Source organism: Amphritea atlantica (assembly GCF_024347255.1).
GTDB classification, from domain to species: domain Bacteria; phylum Pseudomonadota; class Gammaproteobacteria; order Pseudomonadales; family Balneatricaceae; genus Amphritea; species Amphritea atlantica.
Genome location: NZ_AP025284.1, coordinates 851,654 through 861,774, shown reverse-complemented (window position 1 = coordinate 861,774; position 10,121 = coordinate 851,654). Strand labels below are relative to the sequence as shown.

At 50.6% G+C, this 10,121-nt stretch carries 8 protein-coding genes; all 8 read right to left on the bottom strand.

Annotated elements, in window-relative coordinates; all coding sequences use genetic code 11:
* Positions 1–10: 10 nt before the first annotated feature.
* Positions 11–760: a PP2C family protein-serine/threonine phosphatase gene (locus tag OCU43_RS03890; RefSeq protein ID WP_175483633.1), complete on the bottom strand. Its 750-nt coding sequence runs from the start codon at positions 758–760 to the stop codon at positions 11–13.
* Between the two features lie 25 nt (positions 761–785).
* On the bottom strand, positions 786–1,442 hold the full coding sequence (gene tagF, locus OCU43_RS03885; protein ID WP_091362238.1) for a type VI secretion system-associated protein TagF: 657 nt from the start codon (positions 1,440–1,442) through the stop codon (positions 786–788).
* A gap of 1 nt (position 1,443) precedes the next feature.
* On the bottom strand, positions 1,444–5,016 hold the full coding sequence (gene tssM, locus OCU43_RS03880; protein WP_175483632.1) for a type VI secretion system membrane subunit TssM: 3,573 nt from the start codon (positions 5,014–5,016) through the stop codon (positions 1,444–1,446).
* 50 nt (positions 5,017–5,066) lie between these two features.
* Positions 5,067–6,464 carry a type IVB secretion system protein IcmH/DotU gene (icmH, locus tag OCU43_RS03875; protein ID WP_091362236.1) on the bottom strand — a complete coding sequence of 466 codons (1,398 nt, stop codon included), beginning with the start codon at positions 6,462–6,464 and terminating at the stop codon, positions 5,067–5,069.
* Between the two features lie 12 nt (positions 6,465–6,476).
* Positions 6,477–7,829, bottom strand: coding sequence for a type VI secretion system baseplate subunit TssK (gene tssK / locus OCU43_RS03870; protein ID WP_091362235.1), 1,353 nt, complete (start codon positions 7,827–7,829; stop codon positions 6,477–6,479).
* Positions 7,830–7,890: 61 nt separating this feature from the next.
* The gene (tssJ, locus tag OCU43_RS03865; RefSeq protein ID WP_175483631.1) at positions 7,891–8,358 is read right to left on the bottom strand and encodes a type VI secretion system lipoprotein TssJ; all 468 of its coding nucleotides are present in this window, start codon (positions 8,356–8,358) and stop codon (positions 7,891–7,893) included.
* Positions 8,359–8,527: 169 nt separating this feature from the next.
* Positions 8,528–9,043: an Hcp family type VI secretion system effector gene (locus tag OCU43_RS03860; protein WP_091362233.1), complete on the bottom strand. Its 516-nt coding sequence runs from the start codon at positions 9,041–9,043 to the stop codon at positions 8,528–8,530.
* A gap of 175 nt (positions 9,044–9,218) precedes the next feature.
* Positions 9,219–9,989 carry a hypothetical protein gene (locus OCU43_RS03855; RefSeq protein ID WP_139203239.1) on the bottom strand — a complete coding sequence of 257 codons (771 nt, stop codon included), beginning with the start codon at positions 9,987–9,989 and terminating at the stop codon, positions 9,219–9,221.
* Between the last annotated feature and the right edge of the window lie 132 nt (positions 9,990–10,121).

The following is a 10,121-nucleotide window of genomic DNA, read 5'->3' as shown; positions in this document are numbered from 1 at the left end:
TCCCTTATCTTCAGGCAACTGACGGATTTTCAATCAGTATCAGGGTGATGTTGTCCCGCCCGCCACGTGCCAGACAGCATTCCATCATCTCTTGCGTTAGCTGTTCCAGAGGGGTTTGCCGCTGCGCCATAAACGCGGCTATATCGGCGTCAGACAGCTCTTTATCCAGGCCATCACTACAGATCAGAAAACGGTCTCCCGGGTGCAGATTTCTGATATCCATATCGACATACAGTCTATCGGCAGCCCCCACTGCCCGGGTGATAACATTTCGCTCGGGATGAATCAGCGCGTCTTCAGGTGTTAACCGGCCCTGTGCCACCAACTCCTGCGTATAGGTATGATCAACACTTTCCTGGGCCAGCACACCGTTACGATAAAGATAGATCCGGCTATCACCACACCAGTAAAGCAGGTAGAAATCGGGTAACAACACCAGTCCGGCAACCGTTGACCCGATAATCTTCTGCCCGCCGCCAGCCAGATCGAGCAGATCCTGATTGGTTTGCTGAAGTATCTCTTCCAACAGATCAACGCTATCCGACAGCTGTGGTTGTTGCTCAAAACGCTGTAACGCGGTAACAATTGACTGGCTGGCAACATCGCCTGCAGAATGCCCCCCCATACCATCGGCAACCGCCCAATGGGCCTGTTCAGGCTGACTTAAAAAAGCATCCTCATTATGTTTACGGACATTACCGACTGAGGTCAGCGCACTGCTGATATAGCCACCGGAAGCACGTTGGGTTTCAACCGACATAAACCGCTCCATGGTTCTGAATCATCTATTTTCCCGTTAAAAAGAAGCGAAACTGGGACGCATCCGGCAAACCATCGCTCAACCAAAGCTGGGGCTGAATCGTTTCCGATCCTTCACTCCACCAGACCGCCGGACGACTATATTCAGACTTCAGATCTAAGTGACGAAGATCATCCCGGTGCTGCTGTAGGTTCTGCATAACCGCCACCGGTTTGACGGCCCGATAAAGATCGACTGACGGGTATGAGGGTAGCAGCTTCAGATTGATGACCTGATGGCAAAACAGAGGAAAATCAAAGTGATCCTCCAGTGAATCAAACAGCAGCGCTTCAATCTGCAGCAGTAATTCTTCCTGATCTTCCAGCTGTTTCAGACACACCAATGGTGATAACACCGGCACCGCCACCAGCGAGGGGAATTTTCGCCCGACACTATCGATACTCGGGATAAACACCCCCAGCCAGCCATGCGGGTCCAGTACCCCCGGCGAGACATAAAACTGCCAGACCGGAGCGATCATATAATGTCCGGTCCAGCTATCTCCCAGATAGGCTTTGCTGCTGGTCATCCCCTGCTGCAGCCATCGGTCGAGATTGCCAATACATTCGCGACTCAGCCCACGGCTGACAAAATCCCCTTTGCAGGGGACCTTACCGTAAAAACCGCTCTGAACCGTGGCCATATCAGAGTGTTTCCTGACAACGGAAACCTGCTAACAGGTCTTCCGCAAAGGGATTAATGACACTTCTGGCCCGTAGTTCAAATGAGGCACTGAGCCCCTCTTCGGCGAAGTTCACCTCGTAGACTGCCCGGTTATCTGTTTGCTGCAGCTGGGATTTATTCAGCAGACGGAACCATGCCCAGGGCCCCTCTTCAGTACTGGACTTAACCGACCCATTCAGCCCTTCAAAGCGTAGCCGCACGGTATCACTATCAAGAGAGGGCCAGGTGACAGCACTCGAACGACGCGGACCGTGACGATAGATCACCTCCTGAGAACCAATACTGAGGAAGAATTTCGACGCATCAGTATCCAGTCTGACCGGCCGCATAACAAACGGCACTGACAATTCACCATTACGGAAAAATGTCTCTTTAATGTCATTGGCTTTCTGCAACTGCAGCAGCGTCGCTTTGCTCAACCCGATCTTCTGTCCGTCAACTTCACGTTCTACCCAGATCCGGCCTTTGGTATCAATAAAGTCCCGCAGATAGGTGTTAACGAAGCTGTCCAGGGTTCCATCGGGGCCAAAGAAACGACTGAAGTCTTCCAGTGTTATCTCAGAGCTGGCGCCGGGTTTGACCGGATAGCGTCCCTCAAGAAAGTTCTTACACTCATAGGTCACCTGCGATTGCCACAGCTGGTTCAGTTCGGTTTTAGTATTGTCCAGCACTACCGACCAGTTCTGCGCGCCCAGTGCTCCCAGCCATCCCTGCATCATCTGCGGCATATCTGCCTGATAGCTGTTCACTTTCGCCAGTGGATCGGTTTTGTTCCGGGAGATACGTCCCTGTACTGCATCAATTGCCCCGGTACTTGAGAAAGATGAGTTGGCGGCATCATCCATATAACTGCTCAGCTCTGCCAGATCCTGACTCAGCCGGTCCAGCAGTGAAAAGCTGCCTCGCTTTTCAAGCAATTTATAATACGGGGTATAGTAACGCTCAACCTGCTGTCCCAGATCGCCCCCCAGATTGTCGAGTAATCCCGCCTTTTTGGCGTCCCGCATCAGACGACTGACCTTCTGCTGTTTGACCGCAACCCCCTGATTGACGCTGGAGAGAGTCCGGGCCAGTTGATCAGTCCCCTCGCCCTGCTCTGCGGAGAAAGGCTTGGTCAGCGTTGTTTCTTCATTCAGCGTTTCGACCAGATGGCGTAGAGGACTATCCAATCCCGCCGCAATGGAGATCTGACGGATACTCTCTTCCGCATTTGCTGGCGGTTGCATCCCCATGTCATCGATCATGCCATCCCAGTGCTGAATGAAGTCATCATAATACAATCCCAGTACTTTACGCTGCAGGGTATCACTGTCCATATAGTGGCGTGACTGATAGCGATCTCCCATCACCCAGTTGTTGTCGATATACTCCTTTGAAAGCGTCGTGCTGTTTGGCAAAAAGAGGGTATAAAATCCTTGTTTGGTGAACATACCCGGCATTACAAAAGTGGTCAGATCAGTGCCACGCTTGCTCTTAAACAGATCAAACGCGTAGGGGCCAAACACCTGATCCAGCGCCAGATCATATTTATGTTCCTGATTCAGCTCCCTGCGGATCGCCTGATAGACCTGTTTCTCCAAAGGATCGGTCGATAAAATCCGCCGGGCATGGGAAACGATCTCTTCATTCAGGGTGACCGGCAAAAAGCCGTTCTTCATCAGCACCTGCATATGCCCACTCAGATCATTGATCGCCTGCTCGTCCAGAGCATAGGTTTCCTGCCAGTCAACCACGGCCCATGAGGTTAACAGCTCAGGGTCATAGGGCTTGACGCCCCCGTACATCAGGTAGGTTTTCAATAGTTCATAAAGACTTGAGGTTTGCTTTGGATCGCTGGCGATGATCAGCTCCTCTATGCGAGCAGCCAGCACGGGCAACAGAGCCCCCTGCAATTGATTCAGGTATGCCGAACGTGCCCCCTCTGTAAGGGTGTCTCCCTGATACAATCCGAAGGTATGATCAACACCGGCATCATCATACAGTCCGGTCGCCTCACGAAGGGTATTCAGCTCAGGCAATACGGCAAGGAAATCCGCCTCAAACAGAGGCACCTGTATAGCCTGTTCAGCAAAGTTGCTATTCAGTTGCGTCAGTTGTTGAATTTTTTGTTCATTATTAACAAATGACCAGCCCAGTAAGCCACTTCCGACCAGAAATACGCCCAGCGCACCGGTTACCACCAGCCGCTGCATCCAGCGACGTCGCCTGATCAGTTGCTGGTCAACCCCGGCGATCCCCGCTTCAACAAAGATCACCCGCTGCAGCAGATTCTTAAGAAAGAAGCTCTTGCCCCGTCCACTGGCACCAACCAGGGTTGAATTACTGAAGCCGAAACTCTGTGCCAGCGTCCCCAGCAACCGGTCGATGGGGGTGCCCGCCTGAGTACCACTGGTGAAGTAAACACCGCGCAACAACGCGCCCTCACTGTAGCGATTTGTACTGAAAATATCTCCCAGAAAGATAGAAATGATATCCCTCAGCCCGGCAAACTGACGGGGGAAGCCCATAATCAGAGTCCGCTTATCCGGGTCCTGCTCCTGGTACATTCGTTCAATCAGTTGCTGTTCGAGTCGCAGAGTCAGCGTGTCAAACTTGTCAGCATAATCATCAATATTAAACTGGGGACGTCCGGACTCAGGCAAGGCAAAGGTTTCACCCCAGACCTGTGCCCGGGCATCACGATCATAATGGCCAAAGAACTCACTGAAACCGGAGATCAGATCACACTTAGTAAAGGTAAAATAGACCGGCGCTGAGATCCCAAGATGCTCATTCAACTCTTCGATACGACGCCGTATTGTCTGTGCATATAACGCCCTTTCATCCTCAGACTGTTGCATCAGATCAGCAACACTCATCGTCACCAGCACACCATTCACCGGCTGCTGCGGACGATTCTTTTTCAACAGATCCATAAACTGCTGCCAGGCGGCTTTGTCGACAGATTCATGGCTGTCCTGGGTGGTAAAGCGGCCAGCCGTATCGATCATCACGGCCTCGTCAGTGAACCACCAGTCACAGTGACGGGTTCCGCCAATCCCCTGAATCGCTTCACTGCCCATGCGGTCCGCCAGGGGAAAATTGAGCCCTGAGTTGATCAGTGCTGTGGTCTTACCCGACCCCGGTGGGCCAATAATAATATACCAGGGCAGCTCATACAGATTGGCGGCTTTACCCGCCCCCTTACTGTTGCGCAGGATCTGCAGGGCTTCATCAAACCGGTCACTGATAATCGCCTGCTCATCCTCCCGGGCACTTTCAGCCATTGAAGCCTGATCCAGCTGCTCACTGCCAAGATCATCCAGCAGCTGTTCATTTTTTTTCATTTGGCGCCAGAACAGCAGTACCGATATGGCAACCCAGCACAAAACAACAATCACTATCGCCAGCAGCCGGGAAAACTCACTGGCGAGGAAATAATGCTCTGCAATGGCAAATAATGGCCCGATGAACCAGATCAGCAGTGCGAGACAGATAATCCCGAGACTCTGAATAAACCATCGATTGGTGATAATCCTGATTAACTTTTTCACGTGTCTTCCCGTCAATCCCTGTACAAAACATGCCCGTCATTAAGGCAACACTATTTACGCAGCAGAATCTCTACCCTGCGGTTCAGTGCCCGATTCAGATTTGAGTTATTTTCAACCAGCGGAGCACTGGATGCTTTACCCTCAACCCGCATCACAATCCCCTCTTCCAGCTGACTCAGCAACACTTCAGCAACGGATTTGGCCCGGGCCTGTGACAGTGCCCAGTTAGAGGGATAGCGGGTCGAGAAAATCGGTACATTATCTGAGTGCCCTTCGACGATGATGGGCTTACCCACACCTTTAAGCTGGGTGCCAATTCTCTCAACCAGAGGAACAAACTCGTGAGACAGATCAGCCTGCCCCGAGGGGAACAGTCTTGCATGGCGCAACCGGAGTCTGACCTGATTATCTTCATCGATCAGTTCCACCGTTCCGGCGGCGATCTCTTCCACCAGCTCAGGTTCAAGCAGTGCAAAATAATCAAGCTGTTCAGGCACCAGATCGGGCTCTGCAACTGAATACAGCGGCGCGACAAGTCGATCAATATTCACCGGGGTCACTTCAATGGCTGCCGTATTACTGATGCCTGCAAACTGCTGCATGACCTGATCAGATTCCTGGGTTATCTTCCAGATAAAGCCCAGAAAGGCAGCCATAAGCAGAAACAGACTAAATGCCCAGATCACCCAGAATGGTAAATATCGGGCGATACCGATACGCCGATCCGAGACCCCCTCCCAGTGGGGTGAGAGGCCTTCTGGTTCATAATTCCGGTGCCGGCTGATCAGGATATAAAGCTCGCTGCGCAGGCGATCCAGTTCCCGCCGCCCATTCGCCATGCGCCGGTATTTACCTTCAAACCCCAGCGACAGACAGGCGAAATAGAACTCCAGCAGTTCAAGATTACTCGCCGGACGTTTCATCAGTTCATTGAGGAAATTAAAGAAGCGCTCGCCTCCCCAGGCTTCCTGATGGCGGGTAATCAGCAAACTCTCACTCCCCCAGCGACTGTTACTGCCCCAGGGGGTATTCAGTACAATCTCATCGATCAGGGCACACAGGGGATAACTGATATATTCACTGTTCTCACGGCCACCGGGAACACCCCAGCCCTGGGATTCATACAATTGAATCTGATCCAGTGCATAACGGTGAAACTCCTCCAGATCAGGGCATTCAACGGTATTCTGAATCTTCCCCAGAAAAGAGAGCAAGGGCGTGACCAGTTGCAGCAGCGGATTCTCTCCCTGAGAGGTCGCTCCCTGAGCAACTGCCCCAGCCCCCGAATGCGCATAATCCGGTTCTGGCACTGGAGACTGACGCCAGGGCTGGCCGTGTTGCACATTATCAGTCCGGGGAAGCTGTTCCGCAGGTCGCCGCTCTGGGGTTGCTGTGTTACGGGGTTTCCGGCCTCCCGGCATCGGGCGTATTACTGTCTGATCGTCCATGATAACAACTATTTATCTACGTTTAATGGCCCAGAACTGACATTCAAGTCCTGGGAACTCGCCTCCGATATGGAAAGCTATACCGCCGGATTTATCCAGCTCTTTCCAGATCTCATGGCTGGTATCAAGTTGAAAATAGGTAAACCCTGCATGGTAGGGTATTTCCCGGGGCGCGACGGGCAACGGCGCGATCGGAATCCCCGGCAGAGCGCTGGTAATCAACTCTCTGATGCGCTCAACCGGACCTATCTTGATCTGCTGTGGAAACTGAGTACGAAGTTTTTCCTGGGCAACCTGAGCGCTGACTGCAAAGATAAAATCAGCGCTTTTCAGCAGTACACGATCCCGTATTCTGGCAGCCCGTATTCCGTATTGTTCAGGCGAGAGCGGGATAGCTTCAGCAATCTGTTCAAGCACCGTACCAAAGCAACCTTTCAGCTCTTCCAGCAACGGCAGAAACGTTGTTATCAGATTATCCTGCTGATATTCCGCAAATTCGGGTGGCCGTTTTTCCGGTTTCATAAAGGTTGCCAGTTCGCCGGCCAGCAGCAGCAACCGTTCGTACAGTTCCAGTGGTGACATCTCCGGAACCTGACGATACAAGGACAATACCGGGTCAAAACGATTCAGCAACTGAAGCAGCATAAAGTCAGTGACTTCAGCGACACCACCTTTGCCACCCGAACTGCTTACCCGTGCTGCCAGTTCGCGGGCCCGGGTCGTTAACATCGATTGCAGCTCGGTCAGAAAGTTCTGTAACAGATCCGAAGCACCGATATCCAGCAGCGGCGGAATAAATTGCTGCCGTAAACGTATCTGCCCCCCTTTCACCTCTTCAATATGCGCGACCGCTAATCGGGTATAACCATCAGGAACCCGGTTCTCTGAGTTCTGCCGGGCATCTTCAACAAATAACCGTAAACGCAGCTCACCCACCTGAATACTGGTTCGCTCATTTTCAGCTGAAGCAAGATCGGATACTTCGACAGATTTAGGCAGATAACGCACCAGGCTATTGCGGTTATCGTTGCTACCCACCTCTGTCACACCAGGTTGCTGCAGTGGAATAGCCAGATAGATAATCGCATCAGACACCGACTCATTAACCAGTATCGGCAAGGGGGGCGCATCAGCAGTGTGCAGATCAAAGCTGGTGCCATCGGCAAAACAGCCGGCGCAGTCATCCAGAGAGACCTCACCAGTTTTCAGATTGGCAGCGTTTACTTTGAGGCGGGAAAACCCCCAGTTAAAACAGGAAACCGTGCGGATACGGTTATTGATCTCTTTCAACAAATACTGGTCATGTTGTTGAAAGTGCTGTGGCCGAAGAAACATGCCTTCATGCCAGATTACTTTATTGGTCACTCCGTGACTCCACTTCAAAATCCAAAATCAGCTATTATATTGTCACGACAAAACGCATGCTTCAGTCCAGCAGATCAAGTGTCAATTGATTATCCTTAAGCCTGACCTGAACCGACTGATCCTTTTCTGCATTCACGGCAACCACCTTTTTCATAACACCATTATCAGTATTCTGAAAAGCGGCCAGCACGCCCACAAACTCGGTATCTTCATCCAACAGGGTTTTCTTGATTGCTGAACCGCCCGGGTTAACGATCAGCTCATCACGCAACAGCAGATCTCCGGATAACATGGTGCTGTCACTATCATAGAGGGCAAAGAAATCACTCTCTTTAAACAGAGCATCATCTTCTAACTGATAGATGCGAACGACTGTAGGAGAGGGACGTCCATCGAGATCCTGATTAACACCGGAATCCGCAATAACAGAAACAACAAGCTCTGGGGGCGGGGGTGGCGGTTCATCTTCAGAAAGCATATCTGAGACGGTTGAGCAGCCACTTATAATTGAGCTTGCGATAAACAGCATTATAAATTGCCGCCAATATCGCTCCACGAATCCCTGGAACATAATAAACTCCCTTTCAAAGAGGCTAAATTAAACCTCAAAGGCACGGTTTATTGCAATGGTTGCAGATCAATTGATATAAAAAAACCGGCCTGATGGCCGGTTATCTGTTAAAACCGATTGTTTAAAATCAGGCTTTAGGTACACGCCAGTCATCAGAACCTGAGGTTCCGGCAACTTCATGTGTCCAGCTAATTTTACGATACGTGAAGGAAACATCTTCCATGTGGGTGAAGTGTTCCATCGCAGGATCCTGACAGTTTGGCATATGCGCCTTAATATCTACGATCATGGCATCTTCCAGAACATGAGTGAAGTAATGTTCCTGCTGACCGGTCATAGAAGTACGGAACCATTTCAGCTCAATACGTGGCAAACGCTCGCCACTGGTCAGTGCTTCAAACAGTTTTGGAGAAGACTTGTCATAGATTTTGGAAATAACCAGCGCATCATGTACACGCTGACCACTTGGCTGACCACTCTGTGGATCACGAGGAATCATGATCTGATGGGAAAAGCCCTGAACGGTAATTTCGTTCTCATGACCTTCCTGGTAACGATTCCCCATAGACTCCATGCTGTTAGCGCCTTCGGTGATATTACCCTGAGTTTCGCCCTGAATGGACATATAACCTGGTGTTGGCATTTTTCTCTCCTTAGATAGTGATGTTAGCCTCCCTGTTTCATAGCACGCATCAGGCCAATCCTAAAAAATAATTAAAAATCAATATGTTATAAAAATACCGTTCAAAATCCCAGGATATCTAATGAATCAGGATGGGCAATAAAATGCGCAATCAACAACGACTGCGCAGACTCGCTCAAGCCTGACCATTCAACAGAGACTGCAATTTAACCTGCAGCGGATTTTCAATGGCGTCGATCTGATCAACATCGATAATCTCTTCAAAGCCTGTACTTCCAGAGAACTGTGACACCATTCGCACCAGTTCATTCTGAGGCCGGAATGCAGCCACCCGGGATGTCAGCACAACAAAAGGAAGCGTACCCGCAATTTCAGGCTGCCTCTCAATTGACACGGTATAACCTAAGCCTTCCAGTAAGCGCACCAGTCCGGGACTGTTTTCCAGCAACAGCCAGATCACCAGCGCGTTCAGCACAAACGGGGTAATAGAATCGTAATGGGGCTGTTCACCTTTAAGTTTTTCTGCGATCAGCCTGGGCAGGTCATAACTGCAGTCATAGCTGAGCACCCAGCGAACCGGCGAACTAAAACTCAGAACAGTACCATCCAGGTCATCACTATAAACCCAGGGCTCAGCAACCAGCTCATTCTGAATAGCAGACACCGGAGAGGAAAGCTTGGCGTTATAGCCAAAGGCATCCCGTAAAACCGCTTTGTAATTTTCTAAAATAATGGAATAGTTCTTCTCTGCACCGACAACCTTGTCGCGGGAAGCACTCTGCATATACTCCCCTAACACCTTACGGGGGGAGAACAACGGAGTGATGGTTTTCAGATAGGACTGAAGTTCTTTATTAAGAATAACGGAAACCGTCTTCGACCGTTCCCGCAGCTGAGTCATCTGCTCAAGCTGAATCTCTTTGATAGGCGTCATAGCTCCCTGCATCTCTCTTACTCCCTAAACGTGACCATCCTTTTGATTGACGGAGTTTACTGCAGCCAGCGCGTAAAACAAAGGGCTGCGCTACAACCTTAAAAAGTGAGAAAAAATATGCGCAACAAATCATCAATAACCTGG